This window comes from Streptomyces sp. NPDC091412, from assembly GCF_044756885.1.
Classification (GTDB): Bacteria; Actinomycetota; Actinomycetes; order Streptomycetales; family Streptomycetaceae; genus Streptomyces.
Map to the genome: position 1 here is coordinate 44,677 of NZ_JBIVTV010000023.1, position 25,292 is coordinate 69,968.

Consider the following 25,292-nt stretch of genomic DNA (forward strand, 5'->3'; position numbering starts at 1 on the left):
GACCGATCCGCTCCCTACTTCTTGGGCTGGAAGGTCCCCGTCAGCGTCTTCCAGGTGCTCTTGCGCAGGTCGCTGTCCCACGTCGCGGCCTTCGCGCTGTACATCAGCGCGTGGCCGAGGTGGTCGTTCACCACGAACCCGCGGTCTATGGTGCGGTACTTGGTCCCGCCGTCGGCGTAGGTGAACTCCCAGTCGGCGGTGTTCCAGCCGCGGTACTCCACCTTCTCTATGCGCACCCGCTTGTACTGGGAGCGCACCATGTACTTCTCCTGGTTGGTCCAGTCGGTCACCGGGTCGCCCTTGGGCGTGGTCGTCCAGGCGACGAGCAGCCGCTGCCCGTCGGGGCCGGTGAAGCGGACCCCCGCGGAGTCGGTGCTCGCGTACTTCCAGCCCTCGGGCAGCCCGATGGAGAAGCCCTGAGCACCCTTGTACGTCGACGCCACGGCGGCACCGTCGTCGTCCCCGGACCTGTCCCCGCCGGAACCGGAACCCGCATCGGAACCGGAACCAGAACCGGAATCGGAACCCGCACCGGAGCCCTCGCCCGACTTCCCGGCGTCGGTGTCCGTGGCCGGTGTGCCGCCGGAGCCGTCGGCCTCCGTCTCGGAGCCGGACCGGTCCCCGCCCGTGGCGGCCTCGTCGCTCGGGTCCTTCTTGGTGGAGGTGCCCGCGGACGAACCGGCGGTGGCGACCGTGCGGCCGGCCGCGTTCTTGTCGTCGCCGCCCTTGTCGTCACCGCCGAGCGTCAAGGCGAGCACGGTGCCGATCACCGCGAGCACCACGACCACCGCGACGATCACCAGCGTCCGCCGCGGCACCACGTCGGTGAGCGACGCCCTGGGCGCCGGGCGCGGCGGCAGGTCCAGGTCCGGCGGTGCCATCACGGGCCACCCCGAACCGGACCGCCCCGCCTGCGCACCACCGGCGCCACTGCCCGAGGCGGACGCGGCCTTCGTCCCGGCCGCAGGCTCCGCACCGGCTCCGGCTCCGGCCGCGGAGCCGGAGCCCGCCGGACCCGTGCCGGCGGATGCCGAGCCGGAACCGGCCCCGGCTGCCGCCGAGGGGTTCGGCCCCGGCGCCACGGCGCCCTTGCGCACCGAGCGCAGCGCCCCGCGCAGCCGATCGCCCGCCTCCTCGCCCCGCTTGCTCCCGGAACCCGGACCGGAACGTCCCGAACCGCCTTTGCGGGAACGCCCGTCCGGCTGCGGGGGCAGCGGGACGACCTTGGTCGCGTCCGCGGGCGGCTCCGGCTCGGCGTCCTTCTGCTCGGGCGCGTTGACGACGGCGTTGAGCATGGCCCGGGCGCCCGCGTCGTCGAGCCGCTCGACCGGGTCCTTGTTGAGCAGGCCGTGGATGACGTCCCTGAGCGGGCCGGCGTTCCTGGGCTCCTCCAGCGGTTCGGTCATCACCGCGGTCAGGGTGGCGATCGCCGAGCCCTTGTCGTACGGCGGGGTGCCCTCCACCGCCGCGTAGAGCAGGCCGCCGAGCGACCACAGGTCGGCCGCCGGTCCGGGCTTGTGCCCGCGGGCCCGCTCCGGGGAGATGTAGGAGGGGGCGCCGACGAGCATGCCGGTGGAGGTGATGGACGGGTCGCCCTCGACCTGCGCGATGCCGAAGTCGGTGAGGACGACCCGGCCGTCGTCGGCGATGAGCACGTTGGACGGTTTCACGTCACGGTGCAGGATGCCCTGGCCGTGCGCGGAGCGCAGCACGTCGAGGACCGCGAGCCCGACCTCGGCCGCCCGCCGCGGCTCCAGCAGCCCGTCCTCCCGGATGGCTTCGGCGAGGGACTTGCCCTCGACGAGCTCCATGACGATCCACGGACGGTCGTCCTCGTCGACCACGTCGAAGACGGTCACCGCGCTGGTGTCGCGGATGCGCGCGATCGCCTTGGCCTCGCGCAGCGTACGCGTGATCAGCCGCCGCTTCTCGTCCTCGTCGATGTTCGACGGGAACCGCAGCTCCTTGACGGCCACGGTCCGGCCCAGGGTCTCGTCCTCGGCCCGCCACACCGTGCCCATGCCGCCGCGGCCGAGTACCTTCCCCAGCCGGTAGCGCCCGGCGAGAAGACGCTCACTCCTGTCCTGCAGAGAGTCCTGACGAGTGTCCTGACGGGGTGTGCCCGCCCGCTCCGCGTCCGACATGCGTCCCCTCATGCAACCCGCCCTGACAGAGCCTCCATTGTCTCTCACCCGACAAGCACGCGACGCCCAGGGGCCCCCTGAAAACACCCCGGCGGCGGAGCCGAACGGGCCGTGCCACGCATGGGCATGACGGGCCGTGACAACAGGGCAGCCATGGGTGCCGACCCTTCGGACCATTCCGGCCATAATCTGCGCCGGATCCTCGCGGCACGTGTCGTGCGTCTCGCGCGGGACGGCGGGCCGGGCCCCGGCCGGTTCACAACGGCACGATGTCCGGTGCTCCCAGCCGGGCCGCGTCGGCGGTCAGGTCGTCGGGCTGGCGCTGCGACTCCCTCTCGGCCTCCACCCGCTTGTCGTAGTGCTCGACCTCGCGTTCGATCTGGTCCTTGTCCCAGCCCAGCACCGGCGCCATCAGCTCGGCGGCCTCCCGGGCGCTGCGCGTGCCCCGGTCGAAGGTCTCGATGGATATGCGCGTACGCCGGGTCAGTACGTCGTCCAGGTGCCGGGCGCCCTCGTGGGAGGCGGCGTAGACGATCTCGGCGCGCAGATAGTCGTCGGCGGCCTTGAGGGGAGCGCCCAGCGTCGGGTCCTCGGCGACGAGGGCGAGCACCTCCCGGGCCGCCGACCCGAACCTCCTCAACAGGTGCTCCACGCGCACCACATGGAGGCCGGTCTCGGCGGCTATGCGCGCCCGCGCGTTCCACAGGGCCGGGTAGCCCTCGGCGCCGAGCAGCGGGATCTCCTCGGTGACGCAGTCGGCGACGCGCATGTCGAGGCCGCGCACCGCCTCGTCGACGGCGTCCTTGGCCATCACCCGGTAGGTCGTGTACTTGCCGCCCGCGATCACGACGAGGCCGGGCACCGGATGGACCACGGTGTGCTCGCGCGACAACTTGCTGGTGGCGTCGGACTCACCGGCCAGCAGCGGCCTCAGACCCGCGTAGACGCCCTGCACGTCGTCGCGGCCGAGCGGCACCGCGAGCACCGAGTTGACGTGCTCCAGGAGGTAGTCGATGTCGGCGCTGGAGGCGGCCGGATGCGCCTTGTCGAGGTCCCAGTCGGTGTCGGTGGTGCCCACGATCCAGTGCCGGCCCCAGGGGATCACGAAGAGCACGGACTTCTCGGTGCGCAGGATCAGCCCGGTGGTGGAGTTGATGCGGTCCTTGGGCACGACGAGGTGGATGCCCTTGGAGGCCCGGACGTGGAACTGACCGCGCTCCCCCACCATCGCCTGGGTGTCGTCGGTCCACACCCCGGTGGCGTTGACGATCTGCTTGGCGCGGATCTCGTACTCTCCGCCGCCCTCCACGTCCCGTACCCGCGCGCCGACGACCCGCTCGCCCTCGCGCAGGAATCCGGTGACCCGGGCGCGGTTGGCGGCCTTCGCGCCGTACGACACCGCCGTGCGCACCAGGGTGGCGACGAAGCGGGCGTCGTCCATCTGGGCGTCGTAGTACTGAAGGGCGCCGACCAGGGCGTCCTTGCGCAGACAGGGAGCCACCCGCAGGGCGTGACGGCGGGTCAGGTGACGGTGCAGCGGGAGTCCCCGGCCGTGGCCGCGGGCCATCGACATGGCGTCGTACAGGGCGACGCCGGACCCGGCGTACAGGCGCTCCCAGCCCTGGTGCTGGAGCGGGTAGAGGAACGGCACCGGGCGGACCAGGTGGGGGGCGAGGCGTTCGAGCAGCAGACCGCGCTCCTTCAGCGCCTCCCGGACCAGCGCGAAGTCGAGCATCTCCAGATAGCGCAGTCCGCCGTGTATCAGCTTGCTGGAGCGGCTCGACGTGCCCGACGCCCAGTCACGCGCCTCCACTATGCCGGTGGCCAGGCCGCGGGTGACGGCGTCCAGAGCGGTGCCGGCGCCGACCACGCCTCCGCCCACGACCAGGATGTCCAGCTCCCGCTCGGCCATGCCCGCCAGTGCCTCGGCGCGCTGCGCCGGCCCCAGTGTCGCTGTCCTCACCGCTGCCTCCCGCTGTCGGTCGCGCCGGCCGCACCCGTCGGGCGAAGCCCGTTCTCCCCCATGCCTCTAGCGTGTCCCCCCGCCTCCTGCCCATGCCCAAATTCTGACCGGGTTGCCCGCCTTCAGCCACCAGTCACCCCCAGCCTGTGGACAACTCCGCGGGCCCACCGAGAAACACGCTGGCCAATCCCACATAACGGTCATATTTACTCCTAGTCTGACATTGCGCTCGCTCGTCTTGCCCACAGGACTTGCGTGCCCGCCACACCTCGGTTACCGGGAAGGACCGCCCACGCCATGCCCGCAGATCTCGCCGTCATCGGACTCGGCCCGCTCGGACTGCCCCTGGCCCAGGCCGCCGTCTCCGCCGGCATCCCCACCCTCGGGTACCGCACCGGGAACGAGTCGGGCTCCCTCAGCCCCGCCGAACTGCGCCGGATGCTCGCGGAGGGCTTCCGGCCCGCCAGCAACCCGGCCGAACTGGGCCGGGTGCGCACGGCGGTGATCTGCGCGCCGACCCCGCGGGGCGCGGACGGCGGGATCGACCTGAGCCAGGTGGAGGCCGGCGCCCGCGCGCTCGCCGGGCAGCTGCGCCCGCACACCACCGTGATCCTGGAGTCGCCCGCGCACCCCGGGACGACGGAGGAGTTCCTGCTCCCGCTGCTGGAGAAGGGCTCGGGGCTGCGGGCGGGCCGCGACTTCCACCTCGCCTACTCGCCCAGCCGCGTCGACCCCGGCAACCGCGGGATCACCCCGGCCAACACGCCCAAGGTGATCGGCGGCCTCACCCCGGCCTGCACCGAGTCGGCCGCGGCCTTCTACGGGCGGTTGACCGACAAGGTGGTGCGCGCACGAGGGTTGAGGGAGGCGGAGACGGTCCAGCTCCTGGAGACCAACTACCGGCACGTCAACATCGCCCTGGTCAACGAGATGGCCGTGCTCTGCCACGACCTGGGCGTCGACCTGTGGGACGTCCTGCGCTGCGCGGAGACCAAGCCGTACGGCTTCCAGGCCTTCCGCCCCGGCCCCGGCGTCGGCGGCCACGGCCTCCCGCAGGACCTGGCCGGCCACGCGGGCTGCGGGCTGCGCATGGTGGAACTCGCCGAGCAGGTCAACGGCCGCATGCCGCGCTACGTCGTCCAGCGCGCCGCCGCCCTGCTGAACGAGCACGGCAAGTCGGCGCGGGGCGCCCGGGTCCTGCTGCTCGGCGTCACGTACAAGGCCGACCTCGCCGACCTCCAGGGCACGCCGGCCGAGGAGATCGCCGTCCGGCTGACGGGCCTCGGCGCCTCGGTCAGCTACCACGACCCGTACGTGCCCGCGTGGAGCGTCCGTGACCGGCCCGTGCCCCGCGCGGACGGCCTGTACGAGGCGGTGGCCGACGCCGACCTGACGATCCTGCTCCAGCAGCACCGCACGTACGACCTCCAGGGCCTGTCGGTGAAGGCGCAGCTGCTGCTGGACACGCGGGGGGCCGCGCCCACGGGGGCGGCGCATCGGTTGTGAAAGGGGCACGCGCGGCCGCTTCGGGCCTCTGCGGCTGGTAGCCGAAGCCGGAAGCGGTCCCTTACCCGCGTATTCGCCCCGAGGGAAACCGTGCGCCCCCGTCTCGCAATACGCGCCCCCACCTGCGCGGACACTCGGCACGTGCGCGGACGCCCGGCACGTGCGAAGGGGCCCGGGCCCGCGTGAGCGGGTGACCGGGCCCCTGGCGTGGGCCGTGGACGCGGTGGGGCTACCGCTTGTGCTGCGAGTCCCCCACCGTCACCTCGACCCGCTGGAACTCCTTCAGCTCGCTGTAGCCGGTCGTGGCCATGGCGCGGCGCAGGGCGCCGAAGAAGTTCATGGAGCCGTCGGGGGTGTGCGAGGGGCCCGTGAGAACCTCCTCGATCGTGCCCACCGTGCCCAGGTCGACCTTCTTGCCGCGCGGCAGCTCCTCGTTGACGGCCTCCATGCCCCAGTGGTGGCCCTTGCCGGGCGCGTCGGTGGCGCGGGCCAGCGGGGAGCCCATCATCACGGAGTCGGCGCCGCAGGCGATCGCCTTGGGCAGGTCGCCGGACCAGCCGACGCCGCCGTCCGCGATCACGTGCACGTACCGGCCGCCGGACTCGTCCATGTAGTCGCGGCGGGCGGCGGCCACGTCGGCGACCGCGGTGGCCATCGGGACCTGGATGCCGAGCACGTTGCGCGTGGTGTGCGCGGCGCCGCCGCCGAAGCCGACCAGGACACCGGCCGCGCCGGTGCGCATCAGGTGCAGGGCCGCGGTGTAGGTGGCGCAGCCGCCGACGATCACCGGGACGTCGAGCTCGTAGATGAACTGCTTGAGGTTCAGCGGCTCGTGCGAGGACGACACGTGCTCCGCCGAGACCGTCGTGCCGCGGATGACGAAGATGTCCACGCCCGCGTCGACGACGGCCTTGGAGAACTGGGCGGTGCGCTGCGGGGAGAGGGCGGCGGCGGTGACCACGCCCGAGTCGCGCACCTGCTTGATCCGCGCGCCGATCAGCTCCTCCTTGATGGGAGCGGCGTAGATCTCCTGAAGGCGGCGGGTCGCGGCCTCGGCGGGCAGCTCGGCGATCTCGTCGAGCAGCGGCTGCGGGTCCTCGTACCGCGTCCACAGGCCCTCGAGGTTGAGTACGCCCAGGCCGCCCAGCTCGCCGATGTGGATGGCCGTGGCCGGGGAGACGACCGAGTCCATGGGGGCGGCCAGGAAGGGCAGCTCGAAGCGGTAGGCGTCGATCTGCCAGGCGATGGAGACCTCCTTCGGGTCCCGCGTACGGCGGCTGGGGACGACGGCGATGTCGTCGAAGGCGTACGCCCGGCGGCCGCGCTTGCCGCGCCCGATCTCGATCTCAGTCACGTCTGTGGCCTTTCCCTGATGCGTTGCAGCGTCTTCCAGTATCGCCGACACCCACGACAAGGGCGGCCCCGGATGCTCCGGGGCCGCCCTGCGCACGCCTCACGCGTGCGCGTGCGTCACTGCTCGCCGCTACTTCTTGCTGCTGTAGTTCGGAGCCTCGACCGTCATCTGGATGTCGTGCGGGTGGGACTCCTTCAGACCCGCCGAGGTGATCCGCACGAACCGGCCGTTCGCCTGGAGCTCGGGGACGGTCCTGCCACCGACGTAGAACATCGACTGGCGCAGGCCGCCGACCAGCTGGTGGACGACGGAGGACAGCGGGCCGCGGTAGGGCACCTGGCCCTCGATGCCCTCGGGGATCAGCTGCTCGTCGGAGGCGACGCCCTCCTGGAAGTAGCGGTCCTTGGAGAAGGACTTGCGGTCGCCGCGGGACTGCATGGCGCCCAGCGAGCCCATGCCGCGGTACGACTTGAACTGCTTGCCGTTGATGAACAGCAGCTCGCCAGGGGACTCCTCGCAGCCGGCCAGCAGCGAGCCCAGCATCACCGTGTCGGCGCCCGCGACCAGGGCCTTGGCGATGTCGCCGGAGTACTGGAGGCCGCCGTCGCCGATGACCGGGATGCCGGCCTCCTTGGCCGCCAGCGAGGCCTCGTAGATGGCGGTGACCTGCGGGACGCCGATGCCGGCGACCACGCGGGTGGTGCAGATGGAGCCCGGGCCCACACCGACCTTGATGCCGTCGGCGCCCGCGTCGACGAGGGACTGGGCGCCGTCGCGGGTGGCGATGTTGCCGCCGATGACGTCGACGCCGGACGAGTTCGACTTGATCTTGGAGATCATGTCGCCGACCAGCCGGGAGTGCCCGTGCGCGGTGTCCACGACGATGAAGTCGACGCCCGCCTCGATCAGGGCCTGGGCGCGTTCGAAGGAGTCACCGGCCACGCCGACCGCCGCGCCGACGAGCAGCCGTCCCTTGGTGTCCTTGGCCGCGTTGGGGTACTGCTCCGCCTTGACGAAGTCCTTGACCGTGATCAGGCCCTTGATGATGCCCGCGTCGTCGACCAGCGGCAGCTTCTCGATCTTGTGCCGGCGCAACAGCTGCATGGCGTCCGCGCGGGAGATGCCCACCTTGCCGGTGACCAGCGGCATCGGCGTCATGACCTCGCTGACCCGGCGCGAGCGGTCCGGCTCGAAGGCCATGTCGCGGTTGGTGACGATGCCGAGCAGCTTCCCGGCGGGGTCGGTGACGGGGACGCCGCTGATGCGGAACTTGGCGCACAGCGCGTCGGCCTCGCCGAGCGTGGCCTCCGGGTGGATGGTGATGGGGTTGGCCACCATGCCGGACTCGGAGCGCTTGACGAGGTCGACCTGGTTGGCCTGGTCCTCGATGGACAGGTTGCGGTGCAGCACGCCGACGCCGCCCTGGCGGGCCATCGCGATCGCCATGCGCGATTCGGTCACCTTGTCCATGGCGGCGGACAGCAGCGGGATGTTGACCCGCACGTTCCTGGAGACGTACGAGGCGGTGTCGATCTCGTCGGGCGCCATGTCCGACGCGCCCGGCAGCAGCAGCACGTCGTCGTAGGTCAGCCCGAGTGTCGCGAATTTCTCGGGCACTCCGTCGACGTTGGCAGTCATGACACCTTCCCCAAATGGCCTTGATCGGTGCGGATGTCCATGCTAACGGGAAGCGCGGCTCTCTCATTCCACGGTTCTGGGAGGCTCCGCTCTTCGTATGTTCGTACGGAACCGCCCGGGTGCGTGTTCATCCGGAGCCGTGCGTGCGGGGCGGGACCGCCGCCTACTGTTCGGCCAGGGCGCGCAGCCGGCTGAGCGCCCGGTGCTGGGCCACCCGGACCGCGCCTGGTGACATTCCCAACATCTGTCCCGTTTCCTCCGCGGTCAACCCCACCGCGATGCGCAGCAGCAGCAGCTCGCGCTGGTTCTCCGGAAGGCTGGCCAGCAGCTTCTTGGCCCACTCGGCGTCGCTGCTGAGCAGGGCGCGCTCCTCGGGGCCGAGGGAGTCGTCCGGACGCTCGGGCATCTCGTCCGAGGGCACGGCCGTCGAGCCCGGGTGCCGCATGGCGGCGCGCTGGAGGTCGGCGACCTTGTGGGCGGCGATGGCGAAGACGAAGGCCTCGAAGGGGCGCCCGGTGTCCTTGTAGCGCGGCAGGGCCAGCAGGACCGCGACGCAGACCTCCTGGGCCAGGTCCTCGACGAAGTGCCGGGCGTCGCCCGGGAGCCGGGACAGCCGGGTACGGCAGTAGCGCAGCGCCAGCGGATGCACACGGGCGAGCAGATCGTGCGTGGCCTGCTCGTCGCCGTCGACGGCGCGGTGGACGAGCGCACCGATCGCCCCTTGGGCAAGTGCCGCCTGGTCGTCGCGCATCGGTCCATGGTGCCTTGACGTCGTCCGTTCCGTGGCACCGCCTTCGTGGTTGTGCACCGAAGCGTTATGAGCAGGTGCGGCAAAGCTCATCCCCTGCGCCCTCCCCTTCCGCTCGACCAACTCGTCCCCGAGGAACTCCACACCCTCAAGGATGCGTCATCCGCGGCGAAACGAGCAGCAGGCACCCGGCGGGGCGCTTTGCCACCGGCGTCCGCGGTGCGGTATGGCACGTCATCCGCGGTCCGGGCCCACGCTCTCACCGGGCCGCGACGGCCGCCGGCCGCCTCCCGACCGCCCGGGACCGGGGAGCCCGGGGCGCGGAGCCCTTGTGGAGACGTACGAGCGGCACGGCCGCACGACCGGCAGACCGGACGCCCCCCACGCTCGTTGCCGTGCGTGGGGGTGGCGTCGCGTGCCGGTACGTCGGGTCGGGGCGATCCGACCGGGATCCGACCGGGATCCGACCGGGATCCGACCGGGATCCGACCGGGATCCGACCGGGATCCGACCGGGTCCTAGCGGACCAGGCCCCAGCGGAATCCGAGGGCCACCGCGTGCGCGCGGTCCGAGGCGCCGAGCTTCTTGAACAGCCGGCGGGCGTGGGTCTTGACCGTGTCCTCGGAAAGGAACAGCTCGCGGCCGATCTCCGCGTTCGAGCGGCCGTGACTCATGCCCTCCAGGACCTGGATCTCCCGCGCGGTGAGCGTGGGCGCGGCGCCCATCTCGGCCGAGCGCAGCCGACGCGGCGCCAGCCTCCAGGTGGGGTCGGCGAGGGCCTGAGTCACCGTGGCCCGCAGCTCCGCGCGGGAGGCGTCCTTGTGCAGGTACCCGCGCGCCCCGGCGGCCACGGCGAGCGCCACGCCGTCGAGGTCCTCGGCGACGGTGAGCATGATGATGCGCGCGCCGGGGTCCGCGGAGAGCAGGCGCCGGACGGTCTCGACGCCTCCCAGTCCGGGCATGCGCACGTCCATGAGAATGAGGTCCGAGCGGTCGGCGCCCCAGCGGCGGAGGACCTCCTCGCCGTTGGCCGCCGTCGTCACGCGCTCGACGCCGGGCACGGTCGCGACCGCGCGGCGCAGCGCCTCTCGAGCAAGCGGGGAGTCGTCGCAGACGAGGACGGATGTCATGGCCGTCCTCCGCAGCTGATGCGCGTCACCTTGAGCCTCCAGGCTGGTACGGAATCGTCACCTGTGCGGTCGACCGTCTCGGACGCCCGCCCGAGCGCTTGTGTTCTCAACCGCCTCCGCACTCTCAACGACGGTCACTCGAAAGAGTTACGGGGCTGTACGCCGTCTTCGGCACTCTACGTGAGGGAACGGACACAGAGCAGACATGAACGTCAGACCCTCAACTTTTCATCACAAGCTATGCCCCATTTGGCCCCTTTTCTTCCCGTTTCTAGGTGTCTGGAGCTAGATTCGCAATGAGTCATATTTTCATCTCCTTAGATCGGAGATGTACGGTCGTTGGCACCGTATCCGCCACGAACGGCTACAAGGGGTCACGTAATGGCAGATTTCTCCCGCCTTCCCGGACCGAACGCGGACCTGTGGGACTGGCAGTTGCTGGCTGCCTGCCGCGGGGTCGACAGCTCGCTCTTCTTCCATCCCGAGGGTGAGCGCGGGGCGGCTCGGAGTGCTCGAGAGAACTCGGCCAAGGAGGTCTGCATGAGGTGCCCGGTCCGTGCGGAGTGCGCGGCACACGCCCTGGCGGTGCGCGAGCCGTACGGAGTGTGGGGAGGCCTGACCGAGGACGAGCGCGAAGAGCTCATGGGGCGGGCACGGAACCGGCTGGTGTCGGCGTCGTCGACCAGCGGGGACCCCGCCTCGGACAACTGAAGGAACGTTTCTTCTCATCCGGTCGCATTGAGCCGCCGCAGGGCACGCGCCACGCGTGCCCTCGCGACACCCGATCCCCTTGTGCCGGCTTGTGTCAGCGGGCCCCGGCCCGCACCAGTTCCTCCAGCGTCGCCGCCACCGCCGGTACCTGTGCCAGGTCGGGCAGGGTGAGGGCGACGATCTCCCGCCGCACCGCCGGTTCCAGCTCCACGGTGCGCGCGCCCCTCGGCCGTACCGACTCGACCGCGAGCTGGGGCAGGACCGCGACCCCCAGTCCCGCGCCCACCAGGCCGACCACCGCCGGGTAGTCGTCGGTCGCGAAGTCGATACGGGGCGTGAAGCCGGCGCCCTCGCACACCTGGACCAGCTGGCCGCGGCAGCGCGGGCAGCCCGCGATCCACGGTTCGCCCGCGAGTTCGCCGATGGCGACGGATCCCGCGCGGGCCAGCCGGTGCCGCTCGGGCACCAGCCCCACGAGCCGGTCGGTCAGCAGCGGCCGTACGACCAGGTCCTCCCACTCCCCGGCGCCCTCCCCCGCGCCCGCGGCCCCCTCGTAGCGGAAGGCGAGCGCCACGTCGCAGTCGCCCTGGCGCAGCAGTTCGACGGACCTCGGCGGCTCGGCCTCCTCCAGGGACACGCGGGTGCCGGGGTGCGCGGCGCGCAGCGCGGCGAGCGCGGTGGGCACGAGCGTGGAGCTTCCGCTGGGGAAGGAGACGAGCCGCACCCGCCCGGCCCGCAGCCCGGCGATGGCGGCGATCTCCTCCTCGGCCGCGGTGAGCCCGGCGAGGATGCCCGTGGCATGCCGGACGAGCGCCTCGCCGGCCTGGGTCAGGCGCATCTCGCGGCCGGCCCGGATCAGCAGCGGGGTGCCGACGGTCGCCTCGAGGGCCTTCATCTGCTGGCTGACGGCGGGCTGGGTGCAGCCCAGTTCGCGCCCCGCCGCGGAGAAGGAGCCGGTGGTTGCCACGGCGCGCAGCACACGGAGATGACGAGCCTCGATCACACCACCGAGCATAAGTGAAACTTGGGCGAGCGGCGGATTATCGCGTCGACACTTTGACCATCCCTCGCCTACCGTGCCCGCATGAAGCTACTGTCAGTGAACCTGGGCCGCCCGGAGGCCGTGCCGTACACCGACCAGCCGGAAGGCGTGACCGGCATCGGCAAGCGGCCGGTGGAGGGGCCGGTCCAGGTGGCGGCGCCCGGGCCGAAGGGGGTCGGCGCGAGCGGGCTGGCCGGGGACGCGGTGTGCGACACGCGGCACCACGGCGGCGACGACCAGGCGGTGTACGCGGTGGCGCGCGAGGACCTCGACGCATGGGAGCGCGAGCTGGGCCGGACGCTGGCCAACGGCGCCTTCGGCGAGAACCTCACCACGCTGGGCCTGGACATCACCGGCGCGCGGATCGGCGAGCGCTGGCGCATCGGCTCGCCGTTCGGTCCTTCGGTGCTCCTGGAGATCACCAGCGGACGGATTCCCTGTCGCACCTTCCAGGGCCATCTGGGTGAGAAGGGGTGGGTGAAGCGGTTCACGCGCAGGGCGGCGCCGGGCGCGTATCTGCGGGTGCTCGAAGCCGGTGAGATCCGGGCGGGCGACCCCGTCGAGATCGTGCACCGTCCGGACCACGACGTGACCGTGGGCCTGGAGTTCCGGGCCATGACGACCGAGCGTCCGCTACTGCCCCGACTGCTCGCGGCGGGTACGGCGCTGCGCCCGGAGACGCTGGCGGCGGCCCGGAAGTACGCGCGCGAATACGCGGGCTGACCGGCCGTCATCGCCCCGCCGGCACCTGGACGGACATGTGGACGGACACGTGGACATCACCGATCGGGAGGGCCTGTGCAGAGATCGGGACAACGCGCCGGGGACCACTAATCTTTCGGCATGACAACGGCTCTGATTACGGGATCGACCGCGGGCATCGGCGCCGCCTTCGCGCGGCGGCTGGCGGCCGACGGGCACAACCTGGTGCTGGTGGCGCGCGACACCGCGCGCCTGACGGAGCAGGCCACCGAACTGCACGACCGGCACGGCATCGAGGCGGAGGTGCTGACGGCCGACCTGGCGACGGACACGGGCATCGAGGCGGTCGCCGCCCGGCTGGGCGACCGCAAGGACCCCGTGGACCTGCTGGTCAACAACGCGGGCTTCGGTAACAAGGGCCGTTTCCTGGACGTGTCGATGGCCGACGAGCTCAGGATGATCAAGGTGCACGTCGAGGCGGTGCTGCGGCTGACGTCGGCGGCGACCGCGGCGATGCGCGAGCGCGGCCGGGGCGGGGTCGTGAACGTGGCCTCGGTGGCCGCCTTCGTGCCGCGCGGCACGTACGGCGCGTCGAAGGCGTGGGTCGTGCAGTTCACCCAGGGCGCGGCGCGCGATCTGGCCGGCAGCGGCGTACGGCTGATGGCGCTGTGCCCCGGATTCGTGCGCACCGAGTTCCACCAGCGGGCCGGCATGGGCACGGACAACATCCCGAACTGGATGTGGCTGGACGCGGACAAGCTGGTCGCGGCGGCCCTGACGGATCTGGCCCACGGCAAGACCCTGTCCATCCCGGACCCCCGGTACAAGGCGCTGATGGGCCTGGTGAAGGTGACGCCGCGCGGCCTGCTGGGCGGGATCACCTCGAAGACGGGCCGCAAGTACGGCCCGCAGTGACGTCACGGAAGTGACGTGAGGTGACGTACGGAGGTGACGACGGCGCCCCGGTGGGAAAATGGGCTTCTCGGACATCACGAACATCCTTCCTTCCCGGACCTCCTTGACGGAGAGCCGGACCAGGCCGGGGGACCGGAGGCGCGTCATGACCTTCGTACAGCTCATCGACTGCAGGACCAGCCGGTTCGAGGAGATGAACCGGCTGCTGGACAGCTGGGTCGAGAAGACCGGGGGCAGGCGGACCGCGACGCACGCGGTCGTCGGCAAGGACCGGTCGGACGGAGCCCACGTCGTCGAGCTGGTGGAGTTCCCGTCGTACGAGGAGGCGATGCGGAGCTCGAACCTGCCGGAGACCGACGAGATCTTCCGGGACCTGGTCGCCCTCTGCGACGGGACGCCCACCTTCACGGACCTGGACGTCGTCCGGGACGAGCAGCTCTGCGAGCTCGCCGTGCGCCGTTTCTACGGCACCCTCACGACCGCCGGTGAGCTGCCGCCGCTCAACGACCTGATCGACGAGGACTGCCACAGCCACGACCCCGTCAACCCCCAGGTCACCATCGGCCTGGACGCCCTCCGCCGCGACTTCCGCATGTGGCGCGACGCCTTCGACGCCTCCTTCACGGTCGAGGACCTGATCGCGCAGGGCGACCGGGTCTGCGCCCGCTGGAGCTGGACCGCCACGCACCAGGGCGAGTTCCTCGGCATCGCGCCCACCGGCAGGCGGGTCACCATGACCGGCATGACGGTCTTCCGTGTCGGCGGCAACGGCAGGATCGCCGAACTGTGGTGGCAGCACGACCAGTTGGGACTGCTGCAACAGCTGGGGGCGCTGGACGAGTTGGAGCAGTAGCGCGACTCACCGGGTGGCACGGAAGCGGACGGTGGCGCCCGGCGGGATCTGTCCGGCCAGGGGCAGGTCGGCGGCGTCGACGACCGCGATGACCGGGTAGCCGCCGGTGACGGGGTGGTCGGTGAGGAACAGCACGGGTCTGCCGTTCGGCGGGACCTGGAGGGCGCCCGGCACCATGCCCTCGGCCGGGAGTTCCCCGTCACGGACACGCGTCAGGGCCGGGCCGTCGAGCCGGATGCCGATCCGGTTGCTGCGGCTGGTCGCCTCCCAGCGGGCGCCGAGCAGCGCCGCGTACGAGGCGTCGTCGAACCAGTCGTCGCGCGGCCCGCGCACCACGCGGAGCGTGAACTCGCGCGGCGGCGCCGTGCGAGGAGCCAGGTCCACGCCCGGGAAGGGGAGCACGGGGCGGCCGACCGGCAGCCGGTCGCCGGTGCGCAGGGGCCGGAGGCCGATGCCGGAGAGCAGGTCGGTGGAGCGGGAGCCGAGCAGCAGCGGCGTGTCGAGCCCGCCGCGCACGGCGAGGTACGTCCGCAGCCCCGTGCCGGGTACGCCCAGGTGCAGCGTCTGACCGTCGTGCAGCGGGAACGGCGCGTCGACCGGGACGGACCGGCCGTCGACGGTGGCCGGGCACGGCGCCCCCGTCAGGGCCGCGTACAGCACCGACGGCGCCCCCGACGGCGTACGGCAGTGCACGCGCACCCGCAGGCCGCCGAAGGTGGTCTCGATTCCGGCCGCGTCCTGGGGATTGCCCACGAGCCGGTTGGCGAGAGCCAGCGAATCCCGGTCGGCGGCACCGGAACCCGGAACCCCGAGGTGGGCCCAGCCGGGCCGGCCCAGATCCTGGACCGTGGCCAGCGGACCGGGCGCCAGGACCTCCAGACAGGAACCGGTCGGCGGGGCGCTCGCGGCCGGGGCGGTCGTGGCCGGACCAGTCACCTCCAGAGCACCCGTGACCGGGGCGGTCTCGGCCGGAACACTCGCCGCCGCAGTGGTCGTGGCCGGGGCGCTCGCCGCCCGGGTGTCGGGCGTTGTCTTCGCTGCGGGCGTCGTCACCGTGGCTCCTCGGGAACGAAGCGGACGTGGCTGCCGGGGGCCAGCAGCGCCGGTGGGTCGCGCCGCTCGTTCCACAGCACGGCGTCCGTGGTGCCGAGCAACTGCCAGCCGCCGGGCGAGGAGCGCGGATAGACACCCGTGAAACCGCCGGCGACGGCGACCGAGCCCGCCGGCACCGCGGTGCGCGGCTCGGACCGGCGCGGCAGCCGCAGCAGCGGATCGGTGCCCGTGAGGTAGCCGAAGCCCGGGGCGAAGCCCGCGAAGGCGACCGTGTAGAGGGGTGCCGAGTGCCGGGCGATCACCTCACCCACGCCCAGGCCCGTCGACTCGGCCACGTGGGACAGGTCCTCGCCGTCGTAGCGGACGGCGAGGGTGACGATCCGTTCACCGACCGGCTCGGCGGACGCAGGGGTGCCGGGGGCAGGCTGCCCGGCCGGGCCCAGGGCCGCCGCGTGTTCCGCCACGGCCGCGGCCACGGCCGAGTGGGCGGTGACCGCGGGATCGTAGGTGACGAGCAGCGTGCGGGCGGCCGCGACCAGTTCCCGGACGCCGCGCGGGCGGTCCGCCTCCAGCGCGCCGCGCAGTGCCAGCACCTGCTCCAGGCCGTCGGCCTCGACCAGCAGGGCGTGGCTGCCGACCCGGCGGATCCCGACGCTCACGCCGGCACCGTCAGGGGCTTCGGCACAGCGAACGACGTCGGGGCGAGACCGGCCCGCTCCAGCTCCTCACGCAGCCTGCGCGCGATCGCGACCGCGTCGGCCGTGTCGCCGTGCACGCACAACGACCGTACGGACAGCGGAACGTCGCTGCCGTCCACGGCCTCCACCACGCCCTCGGTCACCATGCGCAGGCAGCGCCGCACGATCATCTCCGGGTCGTGCAGCACCGCGCCGGGTTCGCGGCGCGGGACCAGGGTGCCCGCGGGGGTGTACGCCCGGTCCGCGAACGCCTCGTGGACCGGGGTGAGCCCGGCCGCGGCGGCGGTGCGCAGCCAGACGCTGCCGGGCAGGCCCAGCACCGGAAGCTCCGGGTCGTAGCGGCGCACGGCCTCCGCGACGGCGGCGGCCTGCGTCTCGTGGTGGACGATGGCGTTGTAGAGGGCGCCGTGCGGCTTGACGTACGCGACGCGGGTACCGGCGAGGCGGGCGAAGCCGTCGAGCGCGGCGATCTGGTAGACGACGTCGTTGACCAGCTCGGCGGGATCGACGTCGATGAAGCGGCGCCCGAAGCCCGCCAGGTCCCGGTAGCCCACCTGGGCGCCGATGGCGACGCCGCGCTCGGCGGCCCGCTCGCACGTCCGGCGCATCACGGTCGGATCGCCGGCATGGAAGCCGCAGGCCACGTTGGCGCTGGTGACGAGGGACAGCAGCGCGTCGTCGTCACCGAGCCGCCACTGCCCGAAACCCTCGCCGAGGTCACTGTTGAGATCGATCATGAACGCTCCGCAGCTCGGTTCTGCCACTCGGGACGGGTCATGCCGTGCGGGGCGCGATGCTCGTCGTCGGCGCCCCCTGCCGCACCAAGCCCTCGCTCGCCCCGCATCATGCCGCAGGCCACCGGCAACGGCACCGACGACGACGGTGCCCGGCGCCCCCGTAGGGGCACCGGGCACCGGTGGTTCGGTTCAGCTCAGCGGAGTGCTCAGTGGGCGTGGCCGTGGCCGTGGCCCGCGGCGGCCGGCTCTTCCTCTTCCTTCTTCTCGACGACCAGGGTCTCGGTCGTGAGCAGGAGGGAGGCGATGGAGGCGGCGTTCTCCAGGGCGGAGCGGGTGACCTTGACCGGGTCGATGACGCCGGCCTTGATCAGGTCGCCGTACTCGCCGGTGGCGGCGTTGTAGCCGCTGCCCTTCTCCAGCTCCGCCACCTTGGAGACGATGACGTAGCCCTCGAGGCCGGCGTTCTCGGCGATCCAGCGCAGCGGCTCGACGGCGGCGCGGCGGACGACCGCGACACCCGTGGCCTCGTCGCCGGTCTTGTCGAGGTTGCCCTCCAGGACCTTCACGGCGTGGACGAGCGCGGAGCCACCACCGGAGACGATGCCCTCCTCGACCGCGGCGCGGGTCGCGGAGATGGCGTCCTCCAGACGGTGCTTCTTCTCCTTCAGCTCCACCTCGGTGGCGGCGCCGACCTTGATCACGCACACGCCGCCGGCCAGCTTCGCGAGGCGCTCCTGGAGCTTCTCGCGGTCCCAGTCGGAGTCGGTGTTCTCGATCTCGGCCTTGATCTGGGAGACGCGGCCCTCCACGTCCTCCTTCTTGCCGGCGCCGTCGACGATCGTGGTGTCGTCCTTGGTGACGGTGACGCGGCGGGCGGAGCCGAGGACGTCCAGACCGGCCTGGTCGAGCTTGAGGCCGACCTCCTCGGAGATGACGGTGGCGCCGGTGAGGACCGCCATGTCCTGGAGCATCGCCTTGCGGCGGTCGCCGAAGCCGGGGGCCTTGACGGCCACGGCGTTGAACGTGCCGCGGATCTTGTTGACGACCAGGGTCGACAGGGCCTCGCCGTCGACGTCCTCGGCGATGATCAGCAGCGGCTTCGAGGCGTTGCCCTGGATGATCTTCTCGAGGAGCGGGAGCATGTCCGCGATGGCGGAGATCTTACCCTGGTGGATCAGGATGTACGGGTCGTCGAGGACGGCCTCCATACGCTCCTGGTCCGTGACGAAGTACGGGGACAGGTAGCCCTTGTCGAAGGCCATGCCCTCGGTGAAGTCCAGCTCCAGACCGAAGGTGTTGGACTCCTCGACGGTGATGACGCCGTCCTTGCCGACCTTGTCCATCGCCTCGGCGATGAGCTCGCCGACCTGCTGGTCCTGGGCGGACAGCGCGGCCACGGCGGCGATGTCGGACTTCTCGTCGATCGGGCGGGCCGAGGCGTGCAGGTCGTCGGAGACGGCCTTGACCGCGGCGTCGATGCCCTTCTTCAGCGCGGCCGGGGAGGCACCCGCGGCAACGTTCTTCAGGCCCTCGCGCACGAGCGCCTGGGCGAGCACGGTGGCGGTGGTGGTGCCGTCACCCGCGATGTCGTTGGTCTTGGTCGCCACCTCCTTCACCAGCTGGGCGCCGAGGTTCTCGTACGGGTCCTCGATCTCGACCTCACGGGCGATGGTGACGCCGTCGTTGGTGATGGTGGGCGCGCCGAACTTCTTGTCGATGACGACGTTGCGGCCCTTGGGGCCGATCGTCACCTTGACCGTGTCGGCGAGCTTGTTGACGCCGCGCTCGAGGGCGCGACGGGCGTCCTCGTCGAACTTCAGGATCTTCGCCATGGCAGCGGGAGCCCTCTCGAAATCTGGTGGTAAGACACTGCGCCCCGGGCGCCCGGCTTCTTATCGGTCGCGGGGGGCCAGGGGCGCAGCTCAAGCAGAATTGCTTCGGCTTCGTGAAGAAGCGGGTGAACTACTTCTCGATGATCGCGAGGACGTCGCGAGCCGAGAGGACGAGGTACTCCTCGTTGTTGTACTTCACCTCGGTGCCGCCGTACTTGCTGTAGAGCACGACGTCGCCGACCTTCACATCGAGCGGAAGACGGTTGCCGTCCTCGAAGCGGCCCGGGCCCACGGCCAGGACGACGCCCTCCTGGGGCTTCTCCTTGGCGGTGTCCGGGATGACCAGGCCAGAGGCCGTGGTCTGCTCGGCGTCCAGCGGCTGGACCACGATGCGGTCCTCGAGCGGCTTGATGGCAACCTTGGTGCTGGCGGTCGTCACGATCCGACCTCCCCCTTCGGAGATCTCACGGGGTTAACTGTCTGAGGTGGCGACCAGGTCGATCCGTCGTCGCGGGTGCCGGACCTGCCCGTCGCTTTGTTGGCACTCTCCAGGGGGGAGTGCCAGACCTGAGACTATGACCGTCGTTAGCACTCGGTCAAGCGGAGTGCCAATTGCCTCGTGGCGCGTCGGGGGTGGGGTGCGTTTCGGGGAACGTCTGTTCAAGGTGCGGTGGGCCTGTGTGGGCGCCCTGGGGCTGCCGGCCCCAGACCCCCGATTCGGCCTGGACGGCCTCGTCCTCAAGCTCCCCCAAGCTCTTCGAGCAGGGGGACCCCCGGACGGGCTGCTTGATGCCGGACTCGGCTGAGAAGCCCGGCCCAAGGACAGTCCCGCCCCAGCCCGGAGACGGCCCTGCTCAGAGATAGTCCTGCAGTCGGCCCACCGTCAGGCCCTTCCTCTGGATTCCGCGGAGCAGGCGGGTCGTGCGGTCGCGCAGGGGCGGGCCGTCGAGGTCGTCGTCGTCCGAGGCGACGAGGAGGATGTCGCCGGGACGCAGTTCGTGGGGGCCGTGTCTGAAGCGCAGGCCGGTGTCGGTCGTGACGCCGCGCCACAGGGCGACCGCCGAGACCCCGCAGTCGGCGGCGGCGCGCAGGGTCGTCGTGTCGTACCTGCCGTAGGGCGGGCGGAAGAGGCGGGGGGTGACGCCGAAGCGGGAGCGGATCTTGTCCCGCTGGCCGCAGATCTCGGCGCGCTGGCCCGCGTAGGGCAGGCCGCGCAGCGAGGGGTGGTCCAGGGTGTGGTTCTGGAGGTCCGCGCCGACCGACATCAGGTGCGCGAAGTGCCCGTACCCCGGTCCGACGACACTGTCCGTGAGGAACATGCTGACCGGCAGCCGCAGTTCACGGACCATGTCGACGAACCGCGGATCCTTCTCCGCGCCGTCGTCGTAGGTGAGGAAGACGACCGGGTCGGAGGTCGCGACGTGGTCCACGACCTCGGGCAGGCCTGCGGACGGGGTGGCGCCGGCGAGCCGGGGCGGACGGGCCGGCGGCTTCGGCGGCGCGGCGAGCGGCGCCCTGAGCCCCCAGCGCCGGTAGGCCTGGTCGGCCGTCGGGCTCTGCGACCGTACGCCCTGCGCCGCCTTGCGGCCGAGCCGCTCGATGGGGTCGACGGACGTGGCACAGCCGGTCAGCAGCGAGGCGGCGAGCAGGGCCACGGCCAGGTGCCGCGGCCGGACGGGCCGCGGTCTCACAGGTAGTCCTCCAGCCGGGCCACCGCGTACCCGTCGGCCGTGACCTTGTTCAGGAACCGGCGCATGTCGTCGGCCATCGTGCCGTTCCACTCGTTGCGGCCCCGGAAGTGGGTGAGCACGATGTCGCCGGGCCGCAGCCGCTGGTCGTCCTCGCGGAACTCCCAGTGGTCGACGTAGACCTCCTCGTTCCAGACGGGCGCGTACTCGATGCCGCAGGACTTGGCGGCGCGCAGGGTGTCCTGGTTGTAGTTGCCGTAGGGCGGGCGGAACATCTTCGGGCGCTTGCCGAACTGCTCCTCCATGATGTCCTGCATGCCGCAGATCTCGCGCTTCTGCTCTTCGTAGGACAGGGCAGGCAGGTAACGGTGGTGCAGGGTGTGGTTGTTGAGGGTGACCCCGGAGCCCTGCATCTTCCAGAAGTAGCCGTAGTCGCCCTTGACGAGGTCGTCGGTGAGGAACGCGGTGTACGGGATCTTCAGGTCCCGCATCATCCGCGGGAACTGCGGGTCCTTCTCCGCTCCGTCGTCGATGGTGAGGAAGACGACCTTGTCCTTGGTGGGGACCGTGGTGAAGACCGGGGGCAGGTTCCAGTCCTTCTGGTGTTTCACCTCGAAACCGGCGCGGGCGGTGGCCTTCGGCTTCGTCGTGGGCGGCTGCGGGGGGATCAGCGGGACCCGCTCCAGACTCCAGCTCTTGGCGGTGGCCACCCGCTGCGCGTAGGAGGTGTGCAGGCGGTCGGCGAAGGAGCCGGGGGCGTGCGCCTGGGGGTGCTGCTGGCCGGGGGCCGGGCGCACCTGCACGTCCGGCTGCGCGCAGCCGGAGGCGAGGGCGGCGACGGCGAGCACCGCGAGCCCGCCGCGGATCCGGGTCCCGCGACTCGGGACCCTTTCCGGACCCTTTTTGTCATTTTGTACGACTACCCTCATGGCACCGGATCCTCGCAGGCCACCGCCCGGAAGCCGGGGCGACACCGCGGCCGGAGGCACACCGTCCACCGACTGGCCCACAATGAGCCGGTGAACGACCACCTCCACGCCTTCGCCTCGCTGCTCGCCCCCGAGGGCCGCGCCCTCCTCGACGAAGTGCGCGGCACCCAACCCGCCGACGAACTCGCGGTCGCCACCCGGCTGCGCCGTGAGCACCCCGCCGAACTGGTGTCGGCGGCGCTCGGCCAGGCCCGGCTGCGGCAGCGGGCGGCCGCGAAGTTCGGGGCCGAGGACGCGGGGCGGATGTTCTTCACGCCGAACGGGGTGGAGCAGTCGACGCGGGCGAGTGTGGCGGCGTACCGGGCGGGCCGGCTGCGGGAGTCGGGGGTGGCCTCGGTCGCGGACCTGTGCTGCGGGATCGGCGGCGACGCGATCGCCCTCGCCCGCGCCGGGATCCGGGTCCTGGCCGTGGACCGGGACCCGCTGACCGCCGCCGCGGCCCGCGCGAACGCCGAGGCGCTCGGGGTGGCGGACCTGATCGAGGTACGGGAGGCGGACGTCACGGAGGTCGACACGGCCTCGTACGACGCGGTGTTCGTGGATCCGGCCCGCAGAACGGGCGGAGGGAGGGGCGGCGGACGGGCCGCGGGCGGGCGCGTCTTCGACCCCGAGGCGTACTCGCCGCCGCTGTCCTGGGCGGTCGGCGCCGCGCTCCGGGCGCCCCGCGCGGCCCTGAAGATCGCCCCCGGCATCCCGCACGAGCTGATCCCGCCGCAGGCCGAGGCCGAGTGGATCTCCGACGGCGGGGACGTGAAGGAGGCGGTGCTGTGGTTCGGCACCGAGCCGGGCCTCATCCGGGCCACCCTGCTGCCCGGCCCGCGCACCCTGCGCGGCCGCGGCCTGCCCGATCCCCCGGTCCGCACCCCGGGCCGCTACCTGTACGAGCCCGACGGTGCCGTGATCCGTGCCCACCTGGTGGCCGAGGCCGCCCGGGAGCTCGACGGCGGCCTGATCGACGCGACCATCGCGTACGTGACCGCCGACGAACTCCGCCCCACCCCGTACGCCACCGCCTACGAGATCACCGAGCGGCTCCCCTTCAACGTCAAGAAGCTGAAGGCCCTGCTGCGGGAGCGCGAGGTGGGCGCGCTGACCGTGAAGAAGCGGGGCTCGGCGGTCGAGCCGGAGGAACTGCGCAGGAAGGTCCTGCCGAAGCCGCACGGCAGGAACGCGGCGACGGTGTTCCTCACCCGGGTCGCCGGGGCACCCACCATGCTGCTCGGCCACCCGGCGGGCTGACGCCGGTCACCGGCTCACCGCAGCGACGTCCACAGTTCGCCCGCGTCCGGTTCCTGCGCCACCACCCGGTTGGGGTTCCACGGGGCCGTCACCACCGGCATGGTCACCGTCTTCACGTTCTGCGCCGACAGGCCCTTCAGGCTCTCGCCGAGGGTCGTCAGTTCGCCCAGCGAGTCGAGGCCGGTGTCGGTGGTCAGACTGCCGGTCACCGCGTCGGCGACCCGGTAGAGCCCGGCGGGGTCGTCCAGCAGGCCGGAGCCGGAGATCTCCTCCAGCAGCGCCTTGACCAGCGTCTGCTGGAGGCCTATGCGGCCCAGGTCGCTGCCGTCGCCCACGCCGTACCGGGTGCGGGCCAGGGCCAGGGCCTCGGTGCCGTTCAGATGGTGGGTGCCGGCCTTCAGGTGCAGATGGCTCTTGTCGTCGTCGATGTCCAGCTCGGTGGTGACGGTGACCCCGCCCATCGCATCCACCAGCTTCGCGAAGCCGGCGAAGTCGATCTCGATGTAGTGGTCCATGCGGATGCCGGTGAGCGTCTCGACCGTCTTGACCGCACACACCGGTCCGCCCACCGAGTACGCGCTGTTGAACATGGTGTAGTTCGCCACCGCCGTGGAACCGCCGGACTCGAGCGGGCAGGACGGGCGGGTCACCAGCGTGTCGCGCGGGATGCTCACCACGGTGGCCGAGGTCCGGCCGGCGTCGATGTGCACGATCATCGCGGTGTCGGAGCGGGCGCCCTCGCTGTCGCCGCCGCCGAGTTCCTCGTTCTGCTCGCCGCTGCGCGAGTCCGAGCCGAGGACCAGGATGTTGAGGGCCCCCCTGGGCAGGGCGGCCGTGTCGGCCGACGGTCCCGTACGCGACCCGGCCGGGCGGTCGTCCCCGAGCGCGCTGTTGATGTCGACGCTCCTGATGTTCTGGTTCAGGTGCCAGTACGCGATGCCCGCCGCCGCGACGCCCAGCACCAGGACGCCCGACAGGCCGAGGCCCACGGCCTTCAGGGCCCGTGACCGCCGGCCGGCCCCTCCGCCCGCGTCCCCGCTGTCGCTGTCGCCCTGTCCGCTGTCATGTCCCCTGTTGTGTCCCCTCACGGGGAGGAACATACGTCCGACTCATGAGGAGCCCGACAGGGGGAGGCGCCCACGACCGATTTCTTCGGAAAATCTCATCTTCCCCGAAACTTTCGGCACTTGAGCTTCACTTCGCGGGCGCCGCCGTACTGCTGCGCACCACCAGGCTCGTGGCCAGCTCCACCCGGGTCGCCACCGGCGAGTCCTCCTCGCGCCCGAGGTCCAGCACCAGCTTCGCCGCCGCCTCGGCCATCTCCGTCAGCGGCTGGCGCACGGTCGTCAGCGGCGGCCCGACCCAGCGCGCCACCGGCAGGTCGTCGAAGCCGACCACGCTCAGGTCCTCCGGGACGCGCAGGCCCAGTTCGCGCGCCGCCTCGTACACGCCGAGCGCCTGGAGGTCGTTGCCCGCGAAGACGGCGGTCGGCCGGTCCTCGCGGCGCAGCAGCTTCAGGCCCAGCCGGTAGCCGGCCTCGTGGTGGAAGTCGCCGGTCACGATCAGCGACGGGTCCACCGGCAGCCCGGCCGTCTCCAGCGCGGCCCGGTAGCCGTCCACCCGGGCCCGGCTGCACATCATCCGGGACGGCCCGCTGATCGCGCCGATCCGGGTGTGCCCGAGCTCCACCAGGTGCCGGGTGGCGGCCAGCCCGCCCTGCCAGTTGGTCGCGCCGATCGAGGGCACGTCGGCGCCCGGATCGCCGGCCGGGTCCATCACCACGAACGGGATGGAACGGCTGGTCAGCAGCGCCCGCTGGGACTCGTCGAGCCCGGACAGCACCAGGACCACGCCGTGCGGCCGGCGGGCGGCGACCTGGTCGGCCCAGGTCCGACCGGGTGTGAGCCGGCCCGCGCTCTCCGAGAGCACGACGCTCAGCCCCGCGTCCCGCGCCACGTTCTCCACGCCCCGGATGACCTCCATCGCCCAGGCGCTCTCCAGCTCGTGGAAGACCAGGTCGATCAGCGGCGATCGGGTCGCCTCGGCCCGCCGGCGCCGGTAGCCGTGCGCCCGCAGGAGCTCCTCGACCCGGGAGCGGGTGGTCGGGGCGACGTCGGCGCGACCGTTGAGAACCTTCGAAACAGTCGGAGCCGACACGCCGGCCTCGCGGGCAATCTCGGCGAGCGTGGCGGTCTGCGTTCCTGCAGTCTTCGTCGGCTTCATGGCCGCGATCGTATCTCTGCGAGACCTCTTGACGAACCCCCTCGACCGCTTTAGGTTCCCGGAACATTCGAAGTGCCATACGAAACATTCGGCCACTCGAACAGTTCGGCCAGACGAACATTCGGAA

The 25,292-nt window shown here is 71.9% G+C and carries 22 protein-coding genes; 6 read left to right on the plus strand and 16 right to left on the minus strand.

From position 1 onward, the window contains the following. Positions 1-14: 14 nt before the first annotated feature. Entirely contained in the window at positions 15-2,144 is a 2,130-nt protein-coding gene (locus ACIQMV_RS34260) for a serine/threonine-protein kinase (protein ID WP_402597091.1), read from the minus strand. 256 nt (positions 2,145-2,400) lie between these two features. Then, positions 2,401-4,107 (minus strand): glycerol-3-phosphate dehydrogenase/oxidase, encoded by a 1,707-nt coding sequence (locus ACIQMV_RS34265; protein WP_402597092.1) that lies wholly within the window; start codon positions 4,105-4,107, stop codon positions 2,401-2,403. Positions 4,108-4,404: 297 nt separating this feature from the next. On the opposite strand from ACIQMV_RS34265, the gene ACIQMV_RS34270 reads away from it, so the two are divergent. After that, positions 4,405-5,613 (plus strand): nucleotide sugar dehydrogenase, encoded by a 1,209-nt coding sequence (locus ACIQMV_RS34270; protein WP_141359281.1) that lies wholly within the window; start codon positions 4,405-4,407, stop codon positions 5,611-5,613. Positions 5,614-5,842: 229 nt separating this feature from the next. On the opposite strand, the gene ACIQMV_RS34275 is transcribed toward ACIQMV_RS34270, so the two are convergent. The 4 genes from ACIQMV_RS34275 to ACIQMV_RS34290 form a co-directional block, all read right to left on the minus strand. Further along, complete coding sequence (locus ACIQMV_RS34275; protein ID WP_141359283.1) at positions 5,843-6,967, minus strand: GuaB3 family IMP dehydrogenase-related protein; 1,125 nt, start codon at positions 6,965-6,967, stop codon at positions 5,843-5,845. Between the two features lie 129 nt (positions 6,968-7,096). Then, entirely contained in the window at positions 7,097-8,605 is a 1,509-nt protein-coding gene (gene guaB / locus ACIQMV_RS34280; protein WP_141359285.1) for an IMP dehydrogenase, read from the minus strand. Between the two features lie 163 nt (positions 8,606-8,768). After that, entirely contained in the window at positions 8,769-9,356 is a 588-nt protein-coding gene (locus ACIQMV_RS34285; protein WP_100569800.1) for a sigma-70 family RNA polymerase sigma factor, read from the minus strand. 515 nt (positions 9,357-9,871) lie between these two features. Then, positions 9,872-10,483 carry a response regulator transcription factor gene (locus tag ACIQMV_RS34290; protein ID WP_003948568.1) on the minus strand — a complete coding sequence of 204 codons (612 nt, stop codon included), beginning with the start codon at positions 10,481-10,483 and terminating at the stop codon, positions 9,872-9,874. 381 nt (positions 10,484-10,864) lie between these two features. On the opposite strand from ACIQMV_RS34290, the gene ACIQMV_RS34295 reads away from it, so the two are divergent. Then, entirely contained in the window at positions 10,865-11,194 is a 330-nt protein-coding gene (locus ACIQMV_RS34295) for a WhiB family transcriptional regulator (RefSeq protein ID WP_141359287.1), read from the plus strand. Positions 11,195-11,288: 94 nt separating this feature from the next. On the opposite strand, the gene ACIQMV_RS34300 is transcribed toward ACIQMV_RS34295, so the two are convergent. After that, on the minus strand, positions 11,289-12,197 hold the full coding sequence (locus ACIQMV_RS34300; protein ID WP_402597093.1) for a LysR family transcriptional regulator: 909 nt from the start codon (positions 12,195-12,197) through the stop codon (positions 11,289-11,291). 81 nt (positions 12,198-12,278) lie between these two features. Here ACIQMV_RS34300 and ACIQMV_RS34305 point away from each other — a divergent pair, with 81 nt between their 5' ends. The 3 genes from ACIQMV_RS34305 (at position 12,279) to ACIQMV_RS34315 (ending at position 14,706) form a co-directional block, all read left to right on the plus strand. Further along, positions 12,279-12,959, plus strand: a complete 681-nt coding sequence (locus ACIQMV_RS34305; protein WP_402597094.1) for an MOSC domain-containing protein — start codon at positions 12,279-12,281, stop codon at positions 12,957-12,959. Positions 12,960-13,079: 120 nt separating this feature from the next. Further along, positions 13,080-13,853, plus strand: a complete 774-nt coding sequence (locus ACIQMV_RS34310) for an SDR family NAD(P)-dependent oxidoreductase (RefSeq protein ID WP_376500803.1) — start codon at positions 13,080-13,082, stop codon at positions 13,851-13,853. Between the two features lie 145 nt (positions 13,854-13,998). Then, positions 13,999-14,706, plus strand: coding sequence for an ester cyclase (locus ACIQMV_RS34315; RefSeq protein ID WP_402597095.1), 708 nt, complete (start codon positions 13,999-14,001; stop codon positions 14,704-14,706). A 6-nt stretch (positions 14,707-14,712) separates the two neighbouring features. On the opposite strand, the gene ACIQMV_RS34320 is transcribed toward ACIQMV_RS34315, so the two are convergent. From ACIQMV_RS34320 to ACIQMV_RS34350, 7 genes are all read right to left on the minus strand, one after another. After that, complete coding sequence (locus tag ACIQMV_RS34320) at positions 14,713-15,642, minus strand: biotin-dependent carboxyltransferase family protein (RefSeq protein ID WP_402597124.1); 930 nt, start codon at positions 15,640-15,642, stop codon at positions 14,713-14,715. 113 nt (positions 15,643-15,755) lie between these two features. Continuing rightward, a complete protein-coding gene (locus ACIQMV_RS34325; RefSeq protein WP_402597096.1) occupies positions 15,756-16,418 on the minus strand; it encodes an allophanate hydrolase subunit 1 in 663 nt (220 codons plus the stop codon). Beyond that, positions 16,415-17,194 (minus strand): LamB/YcsF family protein, encoded by a 780-nt coding sequence (locus ACIQMV_RS34330; RefSeq protein WP_402597097.1) that lies wholly within the window; start codon positions 17,192-17,194, stop codon positions 16,415-16,417. The genes ACIQMV_RS34325 and ACIQMV_RS34330 overlap by 4 nt, the downstream gene beginning before the upstream one ends. Positions 17,195-17,400: 206 nt before the next feature. Beyond that, positions 17,401-19,026, minus strand: a complete 1,626-nt coding sequence (gene groL, locus ACIQMV_RS34335; protein WP_141359302.1) for a chaperonin GroEL — start codon at positions 19,024-19,026, stop codon at positions 17,401-17,403. A 130-nt stretch (positions 19,027-19,156) separates the two neighbouring features. Next, a complete protein-coding gene (gene groES, locus ACIQMV_RS34340) occupies positions 19,157-19,465 on the minus strand; it encodes a co-chaperone GroES (RefSeq protein ID WP_100569792.1) in 309 nt (102 codons plus the stop codon). Positions 19,466-19,880: 415 nt separating this feature from the next. After that, positions 19,881-20,717, minus strand: coding sequence for a polysaccharide deacetylase family protein (locus tag ACIQMV_RS34345; protein WP_141359304.1), 837 nt, complete (start codon positions 20,715-20,717; stop codon positions 19,881-19,883). Beyond that, entirely contained in the window at positions 20,714-21,643 is a 930-nt protein-coding gene (locus tag ACIQMV_RS34350; RefSeq protein WP_402597098.1) for a polysaccharide deacetylase family protein, read from the minus strand. Before ACIQMV_RS34350 ends, ACIQMV_RS34345 begins: the two co-directional genes overlap by 4 nt. Here ACIQMV_RS34350 and ACIQMV_RS34355 point away from each other — a divergent pair. Continuing rightward, positions 21,626-22,942 (plus strand): methyltransferase domain-containing protein, encoded by a 1,317-nt coding sequence (locus tag ACIQMV_RS34355; RefSeq protein ID WP_402597099.1) that lies wholly within the window; start codon positions 21,626-21,628, stop codon positions 22,940-22,942. The two genes, ACIQMV_RS34350 and ACIQMV_RS34355, sit on opposite strands and share 18 nt — an antisense overlap. 14 nt (positions 22,943-22,956) lie before the next feature. On the opposite strand, the gene ACIQMV_RS34360 is transcribed toward ACIQMV_RS34355, so the two are convergent. Both ACIQMV_RS34360 and ACIQMV_RS34365 read right to left on the minus strand, forming a co-directional pair. Further along, entirely contained in the window at positions 22,957-24,042 is a 1,086-nt protein-coding gene (locus ACIQMV_RS34360) for an LCP family protein (protein WP_402597100.1), read from the minus strand. Positions 24,043-24,136: 94 nt separating this feature from the next. After that, complete coding sequence (locus ACIQMV_RS34365) at positions 24,137-25,165, minus strand: LacI family DNA-binding transcriptional regulator (protein WP_141359310.1); 1,029 nt, start codon at positions 25,163-25,165, stop codon at positions 24,137-24,139. Positions 25,166-25,292: the final 127 nt, after the last annotated feature.

Coding starts and splice junctions, on each gene's coding strand:
- ACIQMV_RS34260 (WP_402597091.1), bottom strand. CDS start 2,144: ATGTCGGACGCGGAGCGGGCGGGCACACCCCGTCAGGACACTCGTCAG.
- ACIQMV_RS34270 (WP_141359281.1), top strand. CDS start 4,405: ATGCCCGCAGATCTCGCCGTCATCGGACTCGGCCCGCTCGGACTGCCC.
- guaB (WP_141359285.1), bottom strand. CDS start 8,605: ATGACTGCCAACGTCGACGGAGTGCCCGAGAAATTCGCGACACTCGGG.
- ACIQMV_RS34285 (WP_100569800.1), bottom strand. CDS start 9,356: ATGCGCGACGACCAGGCGGCACTTGCCCAAGGGGCGATCGGTGCGCTC.
- ACIQMV_RS34290 (WP_003948568.1), bottom strand. CDS start 10,483: ATGACATCCGTCCTCGTCTGCGACGACTCCCCGCTTGCTCGAGAGGCG.
- ACIQMV_RS34295 (WP_141359287.1), top strand. CDS start 10,865: ATGGCAGATTTCTCCCGCCTTCCCGGACCGAACGCGGACCTGTGGGAC.
- ACIQMV_RS34305 (WP_402597094.1), top strand. CDS start 12,279: ATGAAGCTACTGTCAGTGAACCTGGGCCGCCCGGAGGCCGTGCCGTAC.
- ACIQMV_RS34310 (WP_376500803.1), top strand. CDS start 13,080: ATGACAACGGCTCTGATTACGGGATCGACCGCGGGCATCGGCGCCGCC.
- ACIQMV_RS34315 (WP_402597095.1), top strand. CDS start 13,999: ATGACCTTCGTACAGCTCATCGACTGCAGGACCAGCCGGTTCGAGGAG.
- ACIQMV_RS34330 (WP_402597097.1), bottom strand. CDS start 17,194: ATGATCGATCTCAACAGTGACCTCGGCGAGGGTTTCGGGCAGTGGCGG.
- groL (WP_141359302.1), bottom strand. CDS start 19,026: ATGGCGAAGATCCTGAAGTTCGACGAGGACGCCCGTCGCGCCCTCGAG.
- ACIQMV_RS34350 (WP_402597098.1), bottom strand. CDS start 21,643: ATGAGGGTAGTCGTACAAAATGACAAAAAGGGTCCGGAAAGGGTCCCG.
- ACIQMV_RS34360 (WP_402597100.1), bottom strand. CDS start 24,042: ATGTTCCTCCCCGTGAGGGGACACAACAGGGGACATGACAGCGGACAG.
- ACIQMV_RS34365 (WP_141359310.1), bottom strand. CDS start 25,165: ATGAAGCCGACGAAGACTGCAGGAACGCAGACCGCCACGCTCGCCGAG.